The sequence below is a fragment of the unidentified bacterial endosymbiont genome, from assembly GCF_918797525.1.
Lineage (GTDB): Bacteria > Pseudomonadota > Gammaproteobacteria > Enterobacterales > Enterobacteriaceae > Enterobacter.
This window is the reverse complement of sequence record NZ_OU963893.1, coordinates 1,351,000-1,371,616: the sequence shown is the minus strand read 5'-3', so window position 1 is coordinate 1,371,616 and position 20,617 is coordinate 1,351,000. Positions and strand designations below refer to the sequence as shown.

The following is a 20,617-nucleotide window of genomic DNA, read 5'->3' as shown; positions in this document are numbered from 1 at the left end:
CTATCGTCAACGCCTGATAAGCGGTTGAACTTTATTATCAATAGCTTCTCGCGCACGGAAAATTCGTGAACGAACCGTGCCGACCGGACAATCCATGATAGCCGCTATCTCTTCATAGCTAAGACCATCCAACTCCCGTAACGTAATTGCCATGCGTAAATCTTCCGGGAGCGACTCGATCGTGCGAAAAACGATTTGTCTCAGTTCTTCTGACAACATTAAGTTCTCAGGGTTCGAAATTTCTTTCAATGCCCCGCCGCTTTCAAAGTTTTCAGCATCGATAGCATCGACATCACTAGAAGGCGGACGACGGCCCTGAGCGACCAGATAATTCTTTGCTGTATTCACCGCAATACGGTACAGCCAGGTGTAAAAAGCACTGTCTCCCCGGAACGAATCCAGCGCGCGATAGGCCTTGATAAAAGACTCTTGTACGACATCAGGTACATCACCTGACGGTACATAGCGGGAAACCAGGCTCGCCACCTTATGCTGGTAGCGCACCACCAGTAGGTTAAAGGCTTTCTGATCTCCCTGCTGGACCCGTTCAACCAGGACCTGGTCCGTTAACTGCTCGCTCATCCGAGGTAATGTCTCCCCAAACCTAAATTCCACGCGTTATCGAAACGCCACTCTAAAAGTACGTACTTTGAGCAAGCACCCAGTTAGAATGTCTGTTCTTCAATAAGTTCCGTAACGCCTTTGTTTTTGTTCAATGCGTCGCAGACCGATCATTTTCTATCATTATACGTCTGTTCACGATACGTATCCGCTTTGTGACAAGAAACATCTATTTTCCCGTCAGAAGAGTAACGCAACACAAGCTATATTTCACCACAAAATCTGACGCTAACGATCTGCTTCGCAAAATATTTTCGTTCTTTTACGTCGTTTTATCTTCCCAGCGTACGTTTAGTCATTGCAACAAAAAGCAAATAAAACGTGCGATATCTCGCATTACGATGCTATTGTGACTCAACACTGTTTAGTAAATTAAACAACACGAATGAACACAACACCTGATCTTGATTGTGATGTACTGATTATTGGTAGCGGTGCTGCCGGTCTCTCTCTCGCGCTGCGTCTGGCTGAAAAGCAGAACGTGATCGTTCTGAGTAAAGGGCTAATGAGCGAAGGTTCCACTTTTTATGCCCAGGGCGGCATTGCCGCCGTGTTTGATGAAGCAGATACTGTCGCCTCGCACGTTGAAGATACGTTGATTGCCGGAGCGGGGATCGTGGACAAACACGCCGCTGAGTTTGTCGCCAGCAATGCCCGACACTGCGTCCAGTGGCTTATCGACCAGGGCGTGCTGTTCGATACCGAGATTCAGCCAAACGGTGAAGAGAGCTATCACCTGACACGGGAAGGTGGCCACAGCCATCGGCGTATTCTGCATGCCGCGGATGCCACCGGGAAAGTGGTTGAAACCACGCTGGTCAGTAAGGCGCTTAGTCACCCCAACATCCGGGTACTGGAGCGCTGTAACGCCGTTGACTTGATAATCTCCGATAAAATCGGCCTGCCGGGTGCACGTCGCGTTGTGGGTGCCTGGGTGTGGAACCGCAATATAGAGAAGGTCGAAACCTGCAGGGCTAAAGCGGTTGTGCTGGCCACGGGGGGCGCCTCGAAAGTGTATCAATACACCACCAATCCGGATATCGCCTCTGGTGATGGTATCGCTATGGCCTGGCGCGCCGGTTGTCGGGTAGCGAATCTCGAATTCAATCAGTTCCATCCTACTGCGCTTTTCCACCCTCAGGCGCGTAACTTCTTATTGACCGAAGCCCTGCGCGGGGAAGGCGCTTATCTGAAGCGCCCGGACGGCTCGCGCTTTATGCCCGACGTTGACCCCAGAGGCGAGCTTGCACCGCGTGATATCGTTGCCCGTGCCATCGACCACGAGATGAAACGCCTGGGGGTGGATTGCATGTACCTGGATATCAGCCATAAACCGGTAGAATTCATTCGCCAGCACTTTCCAATGATTTACGACAAGCTGTTGGGCCTGGGGATTGATTTGACCCGCGACCCGGTGCCGATTGTGCCCGCCGCCCACTATACCTGTGGTGGAGTGATAGTTGACGACAACGGCCGTACTGATGTCGAGGGTCTGTACGCCATTGGTGAGGTGAGTTACACCGGGCTGCATGGCGCTAACCGCATGGCGTCTAACTCACTGCTGGAATGTCTGGTTTACGGCTGGTCTGCGGCAGAAGATATCACTAAACGCCTGCCCAATGCCCGTCAGACTGAAGATCTACCGGCATGGGATGAGAGCCGCGTTGAGGATCCGGATGAGCTGGTCGTCATTCAGCATAACTGGCACGAACTGCGATTGTTTATGTGGGACTACGTTGGGATTGTACGGACCACGAAGCGGCTTGAGCGGGCATTGCGCCGAATCCTCATGCTACAGCACGAGATTGATGACTATTATGCCAATTTCAGGGTGTCTAACAACCTGCTGGAGCTGCGTAACCTGGTGCAGGTTGCCGAGCTGATTGTCCGCTGTGCGCTGATGCGTAAAGAGAGCCGCGGCCTGCATTATACCCTGGACTATCCGGATCTTCTTGCTGGATCCGGCCCCTCAGTGCTCTCCCCGCAGGTTCACATAAACAGATAAAACGCCTGGGTCAGCGCAGTGTAACTTTCAGAATAAAGCTGGTCTGGCCCACGGATCACCATCCTGTCGTTAAAGCACTCCCCTTCTTTCGGCGAAAGCGCCAGCAGCACCCGGTGCGGCAACCGACCTTCGGTATCCGAAATGTCGGTACGCAGGCGTAAATTCCAGCCGATGTCGCGCGCAATCCCGATAAATGTATTGCCGATACTTTCAGGCAGGACCACGCAGAAAAACCCCTCTTCGGAAATTAACTCTGCCGCACAGCTTAACAGCGCTTTGTGATCGAGCGAACCGGTAGATCGAGCCTGCTCACGCTCCGGCGTGGCGCATTCGACACCCGGCTCGTAATAGGGTGGATTACTGACAATCAGGTCATAGCGGGCGGTTTGTTCAGGCGCCCACGCCAGTATATCGGCACATTCGACCTTAATCCGGTCCGCCCACGGGGAGCCCGCGGCATTTTCGCGCGCCTGCCCTGCAGCCTGGACATCTAACTCCACGGCATCGAGGGTAACGTGTTCGTCCGTGCGCTGTGCCAGCATCAGCGCCAGCAGTCCGCTGCCGGTACCGATATCCAGAATACGCTTAACACCTGCTACAGGCGCCCAGGCCCCAAGTAAAATACCGTCTGTACCGACTTTCATTGCACAGCGATCGTGCGCAATAAAGAACTGTTTAAAGGTGAAACCATCGCGGCGCAACTGCGCTTTGAGTTGAGACATGTCAGAGCAACCTTCTAAGTGAAACTGGGGTAGCATAGGGGAAAGCGAAGTGGCCGCAAAGCGATATCCATACAAACAGATGAAGATTACAGCCGTAACGTCTATAATCAGCGCCCCACACAGAGGTAGAACATGACTGTAACGACTTTTTCCGAACTTGAACTCGATGAAAGCCTGCTCAATGCACTTGAGAGCAAAGGCTTTACACGCCCGACCGCCATTCAGGCCGCGGCCATTCCGCCTGCGCTTGAGGGCCGCGATGTGCTCGGTTCTGCGCCAACCGGCACGGGGAAAACAGCAGCCTACCTGCTGCCTGTCTTGCAGCATCTGCTCGATTTCCCACGCAAAAAATCTGGCCCGCCGCGGGTATTGATCCTGACGCCAACGCGCGAACTGGCCACCCAGGTCGCAGAGCACGCGCGTGAACTGGCTGCGAACACCCATCTGGATATCGCCACCATTACAGGCGGTGTGGCGTATATGAACCACGCCGAAGTGTTTAGCGAAAACCAGGATATCGTCGTCGCGACGACGGGCCGCCTGCTGCAATATATTAAAGAAGAGAACTTCGACTGCCGCGCGGTTGAGACCCTGATCCTCGACGAAGCTGATCGCATGCTGGACATGGGCTTTGCTCAGGATATTGAACACATCGCAGGTGAGACCCGCTGGCGCAACCATACAATGTTGTTCTCTGCCACCCTTGAGGGGGAGGCGATTAAAGACTTTGCAGAGCGTCTGCTGGAAGATCCGGCTGAAGTGTCGGCTACGCCTTCCACCCGTGAGCGCAAGAAGATCCACCAGTGGTACTACCGTGCAGATAACCTTGAGCACAAAGTTGAGTTACTCAAGCATCTGCTCAAGCAGGAAGACGCCCTGCGCACCATCGTGTTTGTGCGCAAGCGTGAGCGCGTGCATGAGCTAGCCGAAATGCTGCGTAATGCCGGAATCAATAACTGCTATCTTGAAGGCGAGATGGCGCAGGTTAAGCGTACCGAAGGCATTAAGCGTCTGACCGAAGGTCGTGTAAATGTTCTGGTCGCTACCGACGTTGCGGCACGCGGGATCGATATTCCTGACGTGAGCCATGTTATTAACTTCGATATGCCACGCAGCGGCGATACCTATCTGCACCGTATTGGCCGTACCGCTCGAGCGGGCCGTAAAGGTACTGCGATTTCGCTGGTCGAAGCGCACGACCACCTGCTCCTGCAGAAAATTGGCCGTTATGTAGACGAGCCGCTGAAATCGCGTGTTATTGATGAGCTTCGTCCGACCACGCGCGCTCCGAGCGAAAAAATGACGGGCAAACCGTCTAAAAAAGCGCTCGCAAAACGTGCTGAGAAGAAAGAGAAAGAAAAAGAGAAGCCGCGCGTTAAGCAACGCCACCGCGACACAAAAAATATCGGTAAGCGCCGTAAGCCAAGTGGCTCTACGCCTGAGTCGCAAACCGAAGAGTAAGCAAAAAGCCGGGAAATCCCGGCTTTTTTACGCCACCCCGTGGCTGAAACGCTTACAGGCTTTCAGTAAAGGTACGCGCGATGACGTCACGCTGCTGTTCTGGGGTCAGAGAGTTGAAACGCACCGCGTAGCCAGAGACACGGATGGTCAACTGCGGGTATTTTTCCGGATGCTCAACAGCATCCATCAATGTTTCACGACGCAGAACGTTAACGTTCAGGTGCTGACCGCCTTCAACGCGTACTTCTGGCTTCACTTCCATTGGAATTTCACGGTATTCAATTTCGCCCAGCTTGCTTACTGGAACGATTTCGTCTTCATTAAAACCGGCTTTTGCTGCTACACAGCGTGCTTCACCTTTCTCGCTGTCCAGCAGCCAGAAAGAGTTGAGCAGATCGTCATTCGCAGCTTTGGTAATCTGGATACCTGTAATCATGTGGTGCCTCCTGGGCTACATTAATTTGTGTCGACCGCTGGCGGCCAATTGGTAAAACCATTGTTTCTTGCGTGTATATATATCACTCAGGCTGCGGGGTTTTATTGACTTAAATCAACAAAAACACCAACCACACAAAGAGTGTGGTTTGATTTTATTGCTTTAGATCAATTTCCCCACCAGACACATTCGAGCCCATTCGTATAATTTCAAATTAAATTTAAGGGGTTAGGTTCATTTTCTGCGGGGTATTTTGCTCACCGGGATTAAACGGGTAAGCTAGGCGCAGTTTAGATTTGCAGGAGAGCGAAATGACTACCCCTTTAACATGGCATGACGTGCTGGCGGAAGAGAAGCAGCAACCCTATTTTGTGAATACTCTCACCACCGTCGCGGCAGAGCGGCAATCTGGCCAGACGATCTATCCGCCGCAGAAAGATGTGTTTAACGCATTTCGTTACACCGGGTTGAGCGATGTAAAGGTGGTTATTCTCGGTCAGGATCCCTATCACGGCCCCGGTCAGGCCCATGGTCTGGCATTTTCGGTACGACCCGGTATTGCTATTCCCCCTTCGCTGCTGAATATGTATAAAGAGCTTGAAGGGACCCTTCCCGGGTTTACGCGCCCGCAGCATGGTTATCTGGAAAGCTGGGCGCGCCAGGGCGTGTTATTGCTGAACACTGTATTGACGGTACGTGCAGGCCAGGCGCATTCCCACGCCAGTCTCGGCTGGGAAACCTTTACCGATAAGGTGATTAGCCTGATCAACGAGCATCGTGAAGGGGTGGTCTTTTTACTTTGGGGATCGCACGCGCAGAAGAAAGGAGCGATTATCGACCGCCAGCGCCATCACGTATTAAAAGCTCCGCACCCGTCTCCGCTGTCAGCGCATCGCGGTTTCTTTGGCAGTAATCACTTTGTTCTGGCGAATGAATGGCTGGAGAAACGTGGCGAGACACCAATCGACTGGATGCCAGTGTTACCGGCAGAAAGCGAGGGATGAGGGTTGTCTGCCCGGTACGCCGGGCAGACAAAAAGCGTGGGGATTAAGCTTTATTCTGACGCCACCATTCAGCCAGCAGTACGCCAGTTGCAACGGAAACGTTCAGACTTTCTACATTGCCTGTGCCATCAATAGAGACGCTGAGATCCGCACTGGACATCGCAGCATCAGACAGACCGTCACGCTCCTGACCCAGCACCAGTACCATTTTACGTGGTAACGTCGCTTTAAATAACGGCGTACCCGCGTGGCTGGAGGTGGTCACGATGGAGTAGCCCGCTTTACGGAACTGCTCGAGTGCCTCCAGAACGCTGTCACCGGTAATAGGCTGCACGTGCTCGGCTCCTCCCTCTGCCGTACGGATCGCCGCGCCGGACTCCAGCAGGGCAGCATCCTGCAACAGTACACCCTTCACGCCAAAGTGGGCGCAGCTACGCATCATTGCCCCCAGATTATGCGGGTTGCCCACATCTTCCAGCGCCAGCACACAGTCATCGGCATCCGCCTGGCTGACCCACTGCTGAACGGTGGTGCCGTTACGTTTCTTGATCAGGAAGCAGACGCCACCGTGGTGTTCGGTACCGGAGGCTTTTGTTAGCTCTGCATCATCCACCACATGGTAGGCTTTGCGGTTTGCCGCCATCCAGCGCAGGGCTTCTTTGAAGCGTGGCGTCACACTCTGAATAAACCAGGCGCGAACGATACACTCAGGACGGCTCTGGAACAGGGCCTGACACGCGTTCTCGCCATACACGCGCGTCTCTTCAGCACGCTGGCGACGCAGGACCTCAGGATCGATAAAGCTTTTACCGCTAATACCGCCGTGGTCAGCCTTCTCTGGCGTCTCGTCGCCAGGGGCGCGAGAAACGGTACGCCACGGGGAGGAATCACGTGAGAAATCATCGCGTTTGCGGTCATCACGTTTGCGGTCATCGCCGCGGTTATTTCTGTCATCGCGGGCGGGGCGACGGCCACCGTCTGCACGAGAGGACGCCGGACGCCCGCCACCTTTTCCGGTACGCGGATTTTGGGTGCGTTTATCAGAGTCATCATCACTGCGGACATACATCACTTTGACCTTGCCGCTTTTGTTTTTCATTTCGTCGTTCATGCTTTTCTCCACCAGCGCTGCGCGAAGCGCGCAGATTACCCGATGTGTCTGCCCATAGCCATAATTTCGTACAAAAGCCTGTGACTATTGTTCTCATTGAATAAAACGCATTGTCGTTTCAAACAGGCTTACTGATAATATGTAACATATAAGAAACATTATCGGCGATTTGCCGCTGTCCCACGGCTCTATCAGAGGTTAGTTATGAATACCGTATGTGCCAACTGTCAGGCTCTTAATCGCATTCCGGACGATCGGATTGAAGATGGTGCGAAATGCGGACGTTGTGGTCATGAACTGTTTGATGGCGATGTCATTAACGCTACAGGTGCTACGCTGGACAAACTGCTCAAGGACGATCTTCCCGTAGTGGTCGATTTCTGGGCCCCCTGGTGCGGTCCGTGCCGTAACTTTGCGCCGATCTTCGAAGATGTGGCCGAAGAGCGCAGCGCTCAGATGCGTTTCGTGAAGGTGAATACCGAAGCCGAACGCGAACTTAGCGCCCGTTTTCGCATTCGCAGCATTCCGACGATCATGATTTTTAAAAAGGGTGAAGTCGTCGATATGCTCAACGGTGCGGTGCCGAAAGCCCCTTTCGAAAGCTGGTTGAACGAATCACTGTAACAATCACGGGGTACATCTTGTGCCCCGTTCCTGCCTCTGCGAAAATAGGGTTTTTCCTGCATTTCGCCTATGACTGATAACGCTGTTCTTCAATTGCGCGCCGAACGCCTTGCGCGTGCCACTCGCCCGTTTCTTGCCCGGGGCAATCGTATCCGCCGTTGCCAGCGTTGCCTGCTGCCGCTCAAGGTGTGTTTATGTGAGACCCTTACCCCGAGCACGGCGGAAAGCCGCTTTTGTCTGGTGATGTTCGACACCGAACCGATGAAGCCCAGCAATACGGGACGTCTTATTGCCGATATTTTGCCGGATACCGCCGCGTTTCAGTGGTCTCGCACGCAACCGCCTCAGGGATTGTTGGATTTAGTCGCTGACCCAAATTATCAGCCGATGGTCGTGTTTCCCGCCTCCTATGCCAGTGCGCCGCGCCAGGTCCTTTTCTCTCCGCCATCCGGCAAACCGCCCCTGTTTATTATGCTGGACGGCACCTGGACCGAAGCACGAAAAATGTTTCGCAAAAGCCCGTATCTCGATGCGCTGCCGGTGATTTCCGTCGATCTGTCTCGCGTGTCGGCTTATCGCTTACGTGAAGCCCATGCCGACGGGCAATATTGCACCGCAGAAGTGGCCATCGCACTGCTTGATTTAGCCGGCGATACCCTTGCCGCCAGCGCGCTGGGCAGCCATTTCTCTTGTTTTCGCGAGCGCTATCTGGCGGGAAAAACCGTTCATCAGGGCAACATCACAGCAACAGAGGCAGAAAGCGTTTAAAATCATCAGGTCGCTTGCATTCACAGGAGAATTGCATGAGCCAGCGAGGGTTAGAAGCGCTATTACGTCCCAAATCCATTGCCGTTATCGGCGCCTCAATGAAACCGGATCGCGCAGGCTATCTGATGATGCGTAACCTGCTGGCTGGTGGATTTCATGGCCCCGTCATCCCCGTCACTCCGGCGTATAAAGCCGTGCAGGGTGTACTTGCATGGCCGGATGTCCAGAGTCTGCCCTTCGTGCCCGATCTTGCCGTGCTCTGCACCCATGCGAAACGTAATCCGGAACTCCTGGCGTCGCTCGGGGAAAAAGGCTGTAAAACCTGCATTATTCTCTCTTCTCCTCCTGAACAGCATTCTGAACTGTTGGCCTGTGCCAGTCGCTATCAGATGCGCCTGCTTGGGCCAAACAGTCTCGGGCTGCTCGCCCCGTGGCAGGGGCTGAACGCCAGTTTTTCCCCGGTGCCGATCCGTAAGGGCAAACTGGCATTTATCTCGCAATCGGCCGCAGTTTCGAACACCATTCTCGACTGGGCGCAACAGCGGGAGATGGGATTTTCCTATTTTATCGCGCTGGGTGATAGCCTGGATATTGATGCAGACGAACTCCTGGATTTTCTGGCACGTGACAGCAAAACCAGCGCTATCCTCCTTTACCTTGAGCATCTCAGTGACGCCCGTCGTTTCGTCTCGGCTTCGCGCAGCGCATCCCGCAATAAGCCCATTCTGGTTATTAAAAGCGGGCGCAGTCCCGCGGCTCAACGCCTGCTGCATTCGCATTCGGGTATGGACGCCGCCTGGGATGCCGCGATCCAGCGTGCGGGCTTGCTGCGTGTACAGGATACGCACGAATTATTTTCCGCCGTCGAGACGCTAAGCCACATGCGCCCGCTGCGCGGTGAGAAGTTAATGATTATCAGTAACGGCGCGGCCCCTGCAGCGCTGGCGCTGGACGAACTGTGGCGGCGCAATGGCAAGCTGGCCGCGCTGGGGGAAGAGACGCTTCAGCGCCTGCAAGAGGCTTTGCCAGACAGCGTCACGCCCGACAATCCACTCGATTTACGCGATGATGCCAGCAGCGAGCGTTACATCAAGGCAATATCCATTTTGCTGGACAGCCGGGATTTCGATGCGTTGATGATCATTCACTCGCCCAGCGCAGCCGCCCCCGGTAGCGAAAGTGGGCGGGCGCTGATTGAAACAGTTCGTGATCATCCTCGCGGGAAATTCGTCACCCTGTTAACCAACTGGTGCGGAGAGTTCTCTTCGCAGGAAGCGCGGCGTCTGTTCAGTGAAGCCGGGCTACCGACCTATCGCACGCCGGAAGGTACTATTACCGCGTTTATGCATATGGTGGAGTATCGCCGTAACCAGAAACAACTTCGTGAAACCCCGGCATTGCCCAATAACCTGACGGCCAATTCCGTCGACGTGCATCGTCAGTTGCAGCAGGCTATTGAGGAGGGGGCGACGTCCCTTGATACTCACGAGGTTCGGCCTGTTCTGGGAAGTTATGGCATCCACACCTTGCCAACCTGGATCGCCAGCGATAGCGCTGAGGCGGTGCATATTGCCGAGCAGATCGGTTATCCGGTTGCCCTGAAGTTGCGCTCACCCGATATTCCGCATAAGTCAGATATTCAGGGTGTGATGTTGTACCTGCGCACGGCCGCGGAAGTGCAGCAAGCGGCAGATGCCATTATCGATCGCGTTAAAATGACCTGGCCGCAGGCAAGGATCCACGGACTGCTGGTACAAAGCATGGCGAATCGAGCGGGTGCTCAGGAATTGCGGGTGGTGGTGGAGCACGATCCGGTCTTTGGCCCACTCATTATGCTGGGAGAAGGCGGCGTTGAGTGGCGACCCGAGGAGCAGGCGGTTGTCGCGCTACCGCCGTTGAATATGAACCTGGCTCGCTACCTGGTGATTCAGGCGATTAAGAGCAAAAAAATTCGTGGCCGCAGCGCATTGCGTCCGCTCGACATTGCCGGGTTGAGTCAGTTTCTGGTCCAGGTTTCTAACCTGATTGTCGATTGTGCACAGATCCAGCGCCTGGACATTCATCCCCTGCTCGCCTCTGGCAATGAGTTTACTGCGCTAGACGTTACGCTGGAGATTGCTCCTTTTGTCGGTGACAAAGAGAGTCGACTTGCGATTCGCCCTTATCCTCTGCAACTGGAAGAGTGGGTTGAGATGAAGAATGGCGAGCGGGCGCTGTTTCGGCCTATCCTGCCGGAAGATGAACCTCAGTTGCGCGTGTTTATCGCTCAGGTGACCAAAGAAGATCTTTACTATCGCTACTTTAGCGAAATCAATGAATTTACCCATGATGATTTAGCCAATATGACCCAGATCGACTACGATCGAGAAATGGCGTTTGTGGCCGTTCGGCGTTCCGACCAGGGGGATGAGATCCTCGGTGTTACGCGTGCTATTTCGGATCCGGATAATATCGATGCTGAATTCGCTGTGCTGGTGCGATCCGATCTTAAAGGTTTTGGCCTGGGGAGGCGGTTACTGGAAAAACTCATCAGCTACACCCGCGATCACGGATTACTGCGCCTGAATGGCATTACTATGCCTGACAATCGCGGCATGGTGACCCTGGCGCGAAAGCTTGGATTCGATGTTGATATTCAGCTTGACGAGGGGATTGTTGCCCTTTCCCTTAGCCTGACTTCAGCAGATAATCAAAAGTAAGCTGCTGGAAATGTTAACCACTTTAAAGGGTACTGGTGGTATCATTGTCCGCTTATGTTGTTTGCATGGTACAGACAACCCTTCAATGAACAGAGAAGAATCGCACTGTGATGTTGTCAAAATTTAAGCGTAATAAACATCAACAACACCTTGCTCAACTACCGAAGATTTCTCAGTCAGTTGATGATGTAGAGTTCTTTTATGCTCCCGCGCATTTCCGGGAGACGCTTCTGGAAAAGATTGCCAGCGCCACGCGACGTATCTGCATCGTGGCGCTGTATCTTGAACAAGATGAAGGTGGGCGCGCGATACTGAACGCGCTCTATGATGCTAAGCGCCAACGTCCGGAACTGGATGTACGCGTACTGGTTGACTGGCACCGTGGCCAGCGCGGCCGCATTGGCGCCGCCGCGTCTAACACGAATGCGGACTGGTACTGCCGCACGGCGCAGGAAAATCCTGGCGTCGATGTGCCTGTTTATGGCGTGCCAGTGAATACCCGCGAAGCGCTCGGGGTCCTGCATTACAAGGGTTTTATCATTGATGACAGCGTCCTCTACAGCGGTGCCAGTCTGAATGATGTTTATCTCCATCAGCTCGATAAATATCGATATGACCGCTACCATCTGATTCGCAATCCGCAAATGGCTGACATCATGTTTCACTGGGTGGATAAGAACCTGGTTCATGGTCGCGGTGTAAACCGTCTTGACGATCCGCATCGTCCCAAAAGCCCGGAAATTAAAAACGATGTTCGCACGTTCCGTCAGGAACTTCGTGATGCGGCCTATCACTTCCAGGGCGATGCCAGTAACGAAGAATTATCCGTTACGCCGCTGGTGGGTTTGGGTAAATCCAGCCTGCTGAATAAAACCATTTCTCATCTTATGCCATGTGCGGAGCACAAGCTCACCATTTGCACGCCATATTTCAACCTTCCCGCAGTGCTGGTGCGTAATATCATTCAGCTGCTGCGAGAAGGTAAAAAAGTGGAAATCATCGTCGGTGATAAAACAGCAAACGACTTCTTCATTCCGGAAGATCAGCCGTTTAAGATAATCGGCGCGTTGCCTTATCTTTATGAGATTAATCTGCGCCGTTTCCTGAGCCGTCTACAGTACTATGTGAACACCGACCAGCTAGTGGTTCGCCTGTGGAAAGATGAAGACAATTCGTACCACCTTAAAGGGATGTGGGTCGATGACGAGTGGATGCTGCTGACCGGTAATAATCTAAACCCTCGTGCCTGGCGCCTCGATCTGGAAAATGCCATTTTGATCCACGATCCGCTGCATGAGCTGACTGAAAAACGCGATCGCGAGCTGGAACTTATCCGCACACATACGACGGTGGTCCGTCATTATCGCGATCTGCAAAGCATCGCCGACTATCCGGTGAAGGTCCGCAAGCTTATTCGTCGGTTACGCCGGATCCGTATTGACCGTCTTATCAGCCGCATACTTTAATATCCCGGCCCTGTTATCGACAGGGCTTTTTTATGGAGCGTGTCGATGCGTATCCCTCTCCTGCTGGCGACCCTTTTTTTGACGGGATGCAGCCATATGGCAAACGATAGCTGGTCCGGTCAGGATAAGGCGCAACACTTTATCGCATCAGCTATGTTATCTGCTGCCGGAAACGAGTATGCGCAGCGCCAGGGCTATAGTCAGGATCGGAGCGCGGCAATCGGCGTGATGTTCTCAGTGAGCCTCGGCGCGTCTAAGGAACTTTGGGACAGCCGCCCCTCGGGGAGCGGCTGGAGCTGGAAAGATTTTACCTGGGATGTCGCCGGTGCAACGACCGGGTATGCCGTCTGGCAAATGGCGCACTACTAAAGACGAATGCCTTTACCCCTGCGATGCAGCATCAGGGATACCACAAATGCAAGCGCCCCCATCACCGTGACGTACCAGAAAAAGGTTGTTTCGCTTCCTGACGATTTGAGTGATAAAGCGACATATTCTGCCGATCCGCCAAACAGCGCGTTTGCTACCGCATAAGAAAGCCCGACGCCCAGGGCACGTACCTGCGCAGGAAACATCTCTGCTTTCAATATTCCACTGATTGCTGTGTAAAAACTGATAATGACCAGTGCTACCATAATTAAGGCGAAAGCCGCATACGGTGAGGTGGTGTGTTGCAGAGCGGTCAACAGCGGCACGGTCCCTAACGTGAGTAAGCCGCTAAAAATCATCATTGAGGTGCGGCGACCTATTTTGTCCGAAAGTGCTCCGATAACCGGCTGGATAAGCATGAACATCAGCAACGCAACCGTCATGACGACACTTGCAATATTGGCATGCATGCCGGTGGTGTTAACCAGATATTTTTGCATATACGTGGTGAAGGTATAGAAGCTCAGCGATCCCGCGGCGGTGAATCCTAAAACCATCAAAAAAGCTTTACGGTTTCGCCAAAGCCCTTTCATCGATCCCGCTTCTTTTAGCGCCCTGACCTCCTGATGAGACGTTTCGTCAAGCTGGCGGCGCAGCCAGAGAGCCACAACGGCCAGGGCTGCTCCCATTGCAAACGGGATGCGCCAGCCCCAGGCACGCAAATCTTCATCGCTCAAAATTTGTTGCAGGATCACTACCACGAGTAAAGCGAGCAGTTGCCCACCGATTAACGTTACATACTGGAATGATGCGTAAAAACCTTTTCGCCCCTCAACGGCCACTTCACTCATATATGTCGCACTTGTGCCATACTCACCCCCCACGGAAAGGCCCTGGAACAGACGTGCCAGCAGTAAGAGTGCGGGAGCCCATGTTCCGATAACGTCGTATCCGGGTAAGCAGGCAATCACCAGCGAGCCGACGCACATCATGCATACAGATATGAGCATTGATGTCTTGCGCCCTCTTCTGTCTGCGATCCTGCCGAACACCCATCCTCCGATAGGACGCATTAAAAAACCGGCGGCAAAGACACCTGCAGTTTGCAGAAGTTGCGTTGTGGGATTTCCGGCTGGAAAAAAGATATGAGCAAAGTAGAGCGAACAGAATGAATAGACGTAAAAATCAAACCACTCTACAAGATTGCCCGATGAAGCCCCAACGATTGCCCAGACGCGACGGCGGGTATCCTGTCCGGTTAAGGTTGCGTTTTCCGTATCTGTACTTGCTACGGTTTCTGTCATTTTAAATCCCCTGTCTCACATTGCGGGCAGTTGCCCACACCAGTAGAACCGGATTTAAAACCAATCGTTAGGTAAATAGAATGTTTCTGATATGTTTCATTTATTTTTGTGAAGTCGATCGGATATTGAATTATAAGCGAACATAGTATTTATCCCCACCGGCATTGATGTGCTTTTTTTCTGTGCAAATAATCATCATCCGCACGGATTTTATCCCACCACTCTTTAAATACTGCGGCGGCTTCCGCTTTTACCGGGTCATGATCGAGGGGCTTGACCTGGCGATCCTGATCGTACTTTTTACCGCCTTTATGATTTGCATACCGACGGGCACGTGTATAGCCCATCTGTATGAATTTTCTGGCCATATCCATACCCACAAAGTCGTTTTGTCGGCGGTATTCTTCAAACAGGGCATAGATTTCTTTCGCAGAACGCGCAGCGACTTCAGCATTTTTATACCGCCAGTGTGGGAGAATTTCGCTCTTATATGGCTCAACCATTAAAACGCCCTGTTCTCCCCTACCGACCTGATATCGCTCGGGATCATCGCGAAAATTAATGTTGGCAAAGTCTTGCTGATAATCGAATGGACGTCTCAAAGCGGCACCATTGTTCAAATTAATTTAACAATTGTAGACAGGGTAAGTCGAAGCCGCCAGCGAACGTTTATAGCGCACCCAAGCAAAAAACCCCGGACCTTACGGTACGGGGTTCTTCTTTATTGATGCCTGGCAGTTCCCTACTCTCACATGGGGAGACCCCACACTACCATCGGCGCTACGGCGTTTCACTTCTGAGTTCGGCATGGGATCAGGTGGGACCACCGCGCTACAGCCGCCAGGCAAATTCTGTATCTGTATCAGGCTGAAAATCGTCTCAAATCCGCCAAAACAGCTTCGGCGTTGTAAGGTTAAGCCTCACGGTTCATTAGTATCGGTTAGCTCAACGTATCGCTACGCTTACACACCCGACCTATCAACGTCGTCGTCTTCAACGTTCCTTCAGGACTCTCAGAGAGTCAGGGAGAACTCATCTCGGGGCAAGTTTCGTGCTTAGATGCTTTCAGCACTTATCTTTTCCGCATTTAGCTACCGGGCAGTGCCATTGGCATGACAACCCGAACACCAGTGATGCGTCCACTCCGGTCCTCTCGTACTAGGAGCAGCCCCCCTCAATTCTCCAGCGCCCACGGCAGATAGGGACCGAACTGTCTCACGACGTTCTAAACCCAGCTCGCGTACCACTTTAAACGGCGAACAGCCGTACCCTTGGGACCTACTTCAGCCCCAGGATGTGATGAGCCGACATCGAGGTGCCAAACACCGCCGTCGATATGAACTCTTGGGCGGTATCAGCCTGTTATCCCCGGAGTACCTTTTATCCGTTGAGCGATGGCCCTTCCATTCAGAACCACCGGATCACTATGACCTGCTTTCGCACCTGCTCGCGCCGTCACGCTCGCAGTCAAGCCAGCTTATGCCATTGCACTAACCTCCTGATGTCCGACCAGGATTAGCTGACCTTCGTGCTCCTCCGTTACTCTTTGGGAGGAGACCGCCCCAGTCAAACTACCCACCAGACACTGTCCGCAACCCGGATTACGGGTCTACGTTAGAACACCAGCCATTAAAGGGTGGTATTTCAAGGATGGCTCCACGCAGACTGGCGTCCACGCTTCAAAGCCTCCCACCTATCCTGCACATCAAGGACCAGTGTTCAGTGTCAAGCTATAGTAAAGGTTCACGGGGTCTTTCCGTCTTGCCGCGGGTACACTGCATCTTCACAGCGAGTTCAATTTCACTGAGTCTCGGGTGGAGACAGCCTGGCCATCATTACGCCATTCGTGCAGGTCGGAACTTACCCGACAAGGAATTTCGCTACCTTAGGACCGTTATAGTTACGGCCGCCGTTTACCGGGGCTTCGATCAGGAGCTTCGCCTTACAGCTAACCCCATCAATTAACCTTCCGGCACCGGGCAGGCGTCACACCGTATACGTCCACTTTCGTGTTTGCACAGTGCTGTGTTTTTAATAAACAGTTGCAGCCAGCTGGTATCTTCGACTGGCTTCAGCTCCGTGAGCAAGTCACTTCACCTACGCGCCAGCGTGCCTTCTCCCGAAGTTACGGCACCATTTTGCCTAGTTCCTTCACCCGAGTTCTCTCAAGCGCCTTGGTATTCTCTACCTGACCACCTGTGTCGGTTTGGGGTACGATTTCGTGTTACCTGATGCTTAGAGGCTTTTCCTGGAAGCAGGGCATTTGTTACTTCAGCACCGTAGTGCCTCGTCATCACACCTCAGCGTTAATAAGGTTCCGGATTTACCTGGAACCTCCGCCTGCATGCTTAAACCGGGACAACCGTCGCCCGGCTAACATAGCCTTCTCCGTCCCCCCTTCGCAGTAACACCAAGTACAGGAATATTAACCTGTTTCCCATCGACTACGCCTTTCGGCCTCGCCTTAGGGGTCGACTCACCCTGCCCCGATTAACGTTGGACAGGAACCCTTGGTCTTCCGGCGAGCGGGCTTTTCACCCGCTTTATCGTTACTTATGTCAGCATTCGCACTTCTGATACCTCCAGCACCCCTCACAGGCCACCTTCAACGGCTTACAGAACGCTCCCCTACCCAACAACGCATACGCGTCGCTGCCGCAGCTTCGGTGCATGGTTTAGCCCCGTTACATCTTCCGCGCAGGCCGACTCGACCAGTGAGCTATTACGCTTTCTTTAAATGATGGCTGCTTCTAAGCCAACATCCTGGCTGTCTGGGCCTTCCCACATCGTTTCCCACTTAACCATGACTTTGGGACCTTAGCTGGCGGTCTGGGTTGTTTCCCTCTTCACGACGGACGTTAGCACCCGCCGTGTGTCTCCCGTGATAACATTCTTCGGTATTCGTAGTTTGCATCGGGTTGGTAAGCCGGGATGGCCCCCTAGCCGAAACAGTGCTCTACCCCCGAAGATGAGTTCACGAGGCGCTACCTAAATAGCTTTCGGGGAGAACCAGCTATCTCCCGGTTTGATTGGCCTTTCACCCCCAGCCACAGGTCATCCGCTAATTTTTCAACATTAGTCGGTTCGGTCCTCCAGTTAGTGTTACCCAACCTTCAACCTGCCCATGGCTAGATCACCGGGTTTCGGGTCTATACCCTGCAACTTAACGCCCGGTTAAGACTCGGTTTCCCTTCGGCTCCCCTATACGGTTAACCTTGCTACAGAATATAAGTCGCTGACCCATTATACAAAAGGTACGCAGTCACCCCATAAAGAGGCTCCCACTGCTTGTACGTACACGGTTTCAGGTTCTTTTTCACTCCCCTCGCCGGGGTTCTTTTCGCCTTTCCCTCACGGTACTGGTTCACTATCGGTCAGTCAGGAGTATTTAGCCTTGGAGGATGGTCCCCCCATATTCAGACAGGATACCACGTGTCCCGCCCTACTCTTCGAGTTCACAGCAAGTGTGCTTTCGTGTACGGGAGTATCACCCTGTACCCTGCGACTTTCCAGACGCTTCCACTAACACACAAGCTGATTCAGACTCCGGGCTGCTCCCCGTTCGCTCGCCGCTACTGGGGGAATCTCGGTTGATTTCTTTTCCTCGGGGTACTTAGATGTTTCAGTTCCCCCGGTTCGCTTCATTACGCTATGTATTCACATAATGATAGTGTGACGAATCACACTGGGTTTCCCCATTCGGACATCGCCGGGTCAAAGGTTCATATCACCTCGCCGGCGCTTATCGCAGATTAGCACGTCCTTCATCGCCTCTGACTGCCAGGGCATCCACCGTGTACGCTTAGTCGCTTAACCTCACAACCCGAAGCTGTTTCGCCTCTGATTGTGAAAATTTGAGAGACCCGAACACACATAACTGTGTGTCGTTTCAATTTTCAGCTTGATCCAGATTTTTAAAGAGCAACTATCTCAAACGTGACTCACTGAGTCAGTTTTGAGATATCGGTTGGTTGTGCCTTTCACTCACACCCAGCAAGTGGCGTCCCCTAGGGGATTCGAACCCCTGTTACCGCCGTGAAAGGGCGGTGTCCTGGGCCTCTAGACGAAGGGGACACTAAAGTCTCAATCGCAAGACGCCTTGCTATTTATTTTTCATCAGACAATCTGTGTGAGCACTACAAAGGCAGGTTCTTTAAGGTAAGGAGGTGATCCAACCGCAGGTTCCCCTACGGTTACCTTGTTACGACTTCACCCCAGTCATGAATCACAAAGTGGTAAGCGCCCTCCCGAAGGTTAAGCTACCTACTTCTTTTGCAACCCACTCCCATGGTGTGACGGGCGGTGTGTACAAGGCCCGGGAACGTATTCACCGTAGCATTCTGATCCACGATTACTAGCGATTCCGACTTCATGGAGTCGAGTTGCAGACTCCAATCCGGACTACGACGCACTTTATGAGGTCCGCTTGCTCTCGCGAGGTCGCTTCTCTTTGTATGCGCCATTGTAGCACGTGTGTAGCCCTGGTCGTAAGGGCCATGATGACTTGACGTCATCCCCACCTTCCTCCAGTTTATCACTGGCAGTCTCCTTTGAGTTCCCGGCCTAACCGCTGGCAACAAAGGATAAGGGTTGCGCTCGTTGCGGGACTTAACCCAACATTTCACAACACGAGCTGACGACAGCCATGCAGCACCTGTCTCACAGTTCCCGAAGGCACTTCAGCATCTCTGCTGAATTCTGTGGATGTCAAGACCAGGTAAGGTTCTTCGCGTTGCATCGAATTAAACCACATGCTCCACCGCTTGTGCGGGCCCCCGTCAATTCATTTGAGTTTTAACCTTGCGGCCGTACTCCCCAGGCGGTCGACTTAACGCGTTAGCTCCGGAAGCCACGCCTCAAGGGCACAACTTCCAAGTCGACATCGTTTACGGCGTGGACTACCAGGGTATCTAATCCTGTTTGCTCCCCACGCTTTCGCACCTGAGCGTCAGTCTTTGTCCAGGGGGCCGCCTTCGCCACCGGTATTCCTCCAGATCTCTACGCATTTCACCGCTACACCTGGAATTCTACCCCCCTCTACAAGACTCTAGCCTGCCAGTTTCGAATGCAGTTCCCAGGTTGAGCCCGGGGATTTCACATCCGACTTGGCAGACCGCCTGCGTGCGCTTTACGCCCAGTAATTCCGATTAACGCTTGCACCCTCCGTATTACCGCGGCTGCTGGCACGGAGTTAGCCGGTGCTTCTTCTGCGGGTAACGTCAATCGGTGAGCTTATTAAACTCACCGCCTTCCTCCCCGCTGAAAGTGCTTTACAACCCGAAGGCCTTCTTCACACACGCGGCATGGCTGCATCAGGCTTGCGCCCATTGTGCAATATTCCCCACTGCTGCCTCCCGTAGGAGTCTGGACCGTGTCTCAGTTCCAGTGTGGCTGGTCATCCTCTCAGACCAGCTAGGGATCGTCGCCTTGGTGAGCCTTTACCTCACCAACAAGCTAATCCCATCTGGGCACATCCGATGGCAAGAGGCCCGAAGGTCCCCCTCTTTGGTCTTGCGACATTATGCGGTATTAGCTACCGTTTCCAGTAGTTATCCCCCTCCATCAGGCAGTTTCCCAGACATTACTCACCCGTCCGCCACTCGTCACCTGAGAGCAAGCTCTCTGTGCTACCGTTCGACTTGCATGTGTTAGGCCTGCCGCCAGCGTTCAATCTGAGCCATGATCAAACTCTTCAATTTAAGTTTGATGCTCGTGAATTAAACTTCGTAATGAATTACGTATGTTCACTCAGAGACTTGGTATTCATTTATTGTCCGAAGACATTAAGAATCCATGTCACTTTGAGTGCCCACACAGATTGTCTGATAAATTGTTAAAGAGCAGTGCCGCTTCGCTTTTTGCTGCGGCGCGGGGTGTGCATATTACGCTTTCCCGCTACAGAGTCAAGCGTTTATTTCGCTTTTCTCTGCGAGAGTTCATCGCTGAACCCCGCTAACCCGGCGGCCTGTAAGCCGTTGTTCCGTGTCAGTGGAGGCGCATTATAGGGGGTAATTCTTAAGTCGCAAG

At 53.1% G+C, this 20,617-nt stretch carries 15 protein-coding genes, 1 tRNA gene and 3 rRNA genes; 8 read left to right on the top strand and 11 right to left on the bottom strand.

Annotated features, from left to right (window positions below; translation table 11 throughout):
* Positions 1-6: 6 nt before the first annotated feature.
* Together rpoE and rseD are read right to left on the bottom strand one after the other, a co-directional pair.
* Positions 7-582 (bottom strand): RNA polymerase sigma factor RpoE, encoded by a 576-nt coding sequence (gene rpoE, locus NL510_RS06565; RefSeq protein WP_253382604.1) that lies wholly within the window; start codon positions 580-582, stop codon positions 7-9.
* Positions 579-665 carry a rpoE leader peptide RseD gene (gene rseD, locus NL510_RS06560; RefSeq protein ID WP_253384786.1) on the bottom strand — a complete coding sequence of 29 codons (87 nt, stop codon included), beginning with the start codon at positions 663-665 and terminating at the stop codon, positions 579-581. Before rseD ends, rpoE begins: the two co-directional genes overlap by 4 nt.
* A gap of 341 nt (positions 666-1,006) precedes the next feature.
* Between rseD and nadB the strand changes: the two genes are divergently transcribed.
* Positions 1,007-2,626 carry an L-aspartate oxidase gene (gene nadB, locus NL510_RS06555; RefSeq protein ID WP_253382602.1) on the top strand — a complete coding sequence of 540 codons (1,620 nt, stop codon included), beginning with the start codon at positions 1,007-1,009 and terminating at the stop codon, positions 2,624-2,626.
* On the opposite strand, the gene trmN is transcribed toward nadB, so the two are convergent.
* Positions 2,611-3,348 carry a tRNA(1)(Val) (adenine(37)-N(6))-methyltransferase TrmN gene (trmN, locus tag NL510_RS06550; protein WP_253382600.1) on the bottom strand — a complete coding sequence of 246 codons (738 nt, stop codon included), beginning with the start codon at positions 3,346-3,348 and terminating at the stop codon, positions 2,611-2,613. The two genes, nadB and trmN, sit on opposite strands and share 16 nt — an antisense overlap.
* Positions 3,349-3,480: 132 nt before the next feature.
* On the opposite strand from trmN, the gene srmB reads away from it, so the two are divergent.
* A complete protein-coding gene (gene srmB, locus NL510_RS06545; RefSeq protein WP_253382598.1) occupies positions 3,481-4,809 on the top strand; it encodes an ATP-dependent RNA helicase SrmB in 1,329 nt (442 codons plus the stop codon).
* 52 nt (positions 4,810-4,861) lie between these two features.
* Here the strand turns inward: srmB and grcA are convergent, their stop codons facing one another.
* Positions 4,862-5,245, bottom strand: a complete 384-nt coding sequence (gene grcA, locus NL510_RS06540) for an autonomous glycyl radical cofactor GrcA (protein ID WP_253382596.1) — start codon at positions 5,243-5,245, stop codon at positions 4,862-4,864.
* A 311-nt stretch (positions 5,246-5,556) separates the two neighbouring features.
* Between grcA and ung the strand changes: the two genes are divergently transcribed.
* The gene (ung, locus tag NL510_RS06535; RefSeq protein ID WP_253382594.1) at positions 5,557-6,249 is read left to right on the top strand and encodes a uracil-DNA glycosylase; all 693 of its coding nucleotides are present in this window, start codon (positions 5,557-5,559) and stop codon (positions 6,247-6,249) included.
* Positions 6,250-6,292: 43 nt separating this feature from the next.
* Here the strand turns inward: ung and NL510_RS06530 are convergent, their stop codons facing one another.
* Positions 6,293-7,360 carry a tRNA/rRNA methyltransferase gene (locus NL510_RS06530; protein WP_253382591.1) on the bottom strand — a complete coding sequence of 356 codons (1,068 nt, stop codon included), beginning with the start codon at positions 7,358-7,360 and terminating at the stop codon, positions 6,293-6,295.
* A 204-nt stretch (positions 7,361-7,564) separates the two neighbouring features.
* On the opposite strand from NL510_RS06530, the gene trxC reads away from it, so the two are divergent.
* The 5 genes from trxC (at position 7,565) to NL510_RS06500 (ending at position 13,286) form a co-directional block, all read left to right on the top strand.
* Entirely contained in the window at positions 7,565-7,984 is a 420-nt protein-coding gene (trxC, locus tag NL510_RS06525; RefSeq protein ID WP_253382589.1) for a thioredoxin TrxC, read from the top strand.
* A 69-nt stretch (positions 7,985-8,053) separates the two neighbouring features.
* The gene (gene tapT, locus NL510_RS06520) at positions 8,054-8,752 is read left to right on the top strand and encodes a tRNA-uridine aminocarboxypropyltransferase (protein ID WP_253382588.1); all 699 of its coding nucleotides are present in this window, start codon (positions 8,054-8,056) and stop codon (positions 8,750-8,752) included.
* Between the two features lie 35 nt (positions 8,753-8,787).
* Positions 8,788-11,451: a bifunctional acetate--CoA ligase family protein/GNAT family N-acetyltransferase gene (locus tag NL510_RS06515; protein WP_253382586.1), complete on the top strand. Its 2,664-nt coding sequence runs from the start codon at positions 8,788-8,790 to the stop codon at positions 11,449-11,451.
* A gap of 110 nt (positions 11,452-11,561) precedes the next feature.
* Positions 11,562-12,917, top strand: coding sequence for a CDP-diacylglycerol--serine O-phosphatidyltransferase (gene pssA / locus NL510_RS06505; protein ID WP_253384782.1), 1,356 nt, complete (start codon positions 11,562-11,564; stop codon positions 12,915-12,917).
* 45 nt (positions 12,918-12,962) lie between these two features.
* Complete coding sequence (locus NL510_RS06500) at positions 12,963-13,286, top strand: YfiM family lipoprotein (protein WP_253382584.1); 324 nt, start codon at positions 12,963-12,965, stop codon at positions 13,284-13,286.
* Here the strand turns inward: NL510_RS06500 and NL510_RS06495 are convergent.
* From NL510_RS06495 to NL510_RS06470, 6 genes are all read right to left on the bottom strand, one after another.
* The gene (locus NL510_RS06495) at positions 13,283-14,590 is read right to left on the bottom strand and encodes an MFS family transporter (RefSeq protein WP_253382582.1); all 1,308 of its coding nucleotides are present in this window, start codon (positions 14,588-14,590) and stop codon (positions 13,283-13,285) included. The two genes, NL510_RS06500 and NL510_RS06495, sit on opposite strands and share 4 nt — an antisense overlap.
* Before the next feature lie 149 nt (positions 14,591-14,739).
* On the bottom strand, positions 14,740-15,192 hold the full coding sequence (locus tag NL510_RS06490) for a DUF4385 domain-containing protein (RefSeq protein ID WP_253382580.1): 453 nt from the start codon (positions 15,190-15,192) through the stop codon (positions 14,740-14,742).
* A 127-nt stretch (positions 15,193-15,319) separates the two neighbouring features.
* Positions 15,320-15,435 (bottom strand): 5S ribosomal RNA (gene rrf / locus NL510_RS06485).
* Positions 15,436-15,499: 64 nt separating this feature from the next.
* Positions 15,500-18,406 (bottom strand): 23S ribosomal RNA (locus tag NL510_RS06480).
* Positions 18,407-18,588: 182 nt separating this feature from the next.
* A tRNA-Glu gene (locus tag NL510_RS06475) sits at positions 18,589-18,664 on the bottom strand.
* An 85-nt stretch (positions 18,665-18,749) separates the two neighbouring features.
* Positions 18,750-20,289 (bottom strand): 16S ribosomal RNA (locus NL510_RS06470).
* The 16S, 23S and 5S rRNA genes sit together here with 1 tRNA gene alongside, the layout of an rRNA operon.
* Positions 20,290-20,617 lie beyond the last annotated feature (328 nt).

Bases quoted from the DNA above. Each gene is read 5' to 3' on its own strand.
- NL510_RS06500 (WP_253382584.1), top strand. From the start codon at position 12,963: ATGCGTATCCCTCTCCTGCTGGCGACCCTTTTTTTGACGGGATGCAGC.
- NL510_RS06530 (WP_253382591.1), bottom strand. From the start codon at position 7,360: ATGAACGACGAAATGAAAAACAAAAGCGGCAAGGTCAAAGTGATGTAT.
- tapT (WP_253382588.1), top strand. From the start codon at position 8,054: ATGACTGATAACGCTGTTCTTCAATTGCGCGCCGAACGCCTTGCGCGT.
- NL510_RS06515 (WP_253382586.1), top strand. From the start codon at position 8,788: ATGAGCCAGCGAGGGTTAGAAGCGCTATTACGTCCCAAATCCATTGCC.
- trxC (WP_253382589.1), top strand. From the start codon at position 7,565: ATGAATACCGTATGTGCCAACTGTCAGGCTCTTAATCGCATTCCGGAC.
- grcA (WP_253382596.1), bottom strand. From the start codon at position 5,245: ATGATTACAGGTATCCAGATTACCAAAGCTGCGAATGACGATCTGCTC.
- rpoE (WP_253382604.1), bottom strand. From the start codon at position 582: ATGAGCGAGCAGTTAACGGACCAGGTCCTGGTTGAACGGGTCCAGCAG.
- pssA (WP_253384782.1), top strand. From the start codon at position 11,562: ATGTTGTCAAAATTTAAGCGTAATAAACATCAACAACACCTTGCTCAA.
- NL510_RS06495 (WP_253382582.1), bottom strand. From the start codon at position 14,590: ATGACAGAAACCGTAGCAAGTACAGATACGGAAAACGCAACCTTAACC.
- nadB (WP_253382602.1), top strand. From the start codon at position 1,007: ATGAACACAACACCTGATCTTGATTGTGATGTACTGATTATTGGTAGC.
- trmN (WP_253382600.1), bottom strand. From the start codon at position 3,348: ATGTCTCAACTCAAAGCGCAGTTGCGCCGCGATGGTTTCACCTTTAAA.
- ung (WP_253382594.1), top strand. From the start codon at position 5,557: ATGACTACCCCTTTAACATGGCATGACGTGCTGGCGGAAGAGAAGCAG.
- srmB (WP_253382598.1), top strand. From the start codon at position 3,481: ATGACTGTAACGACTTTTTCCGAACTTGAACTCGATGAAAGCCTGCTC.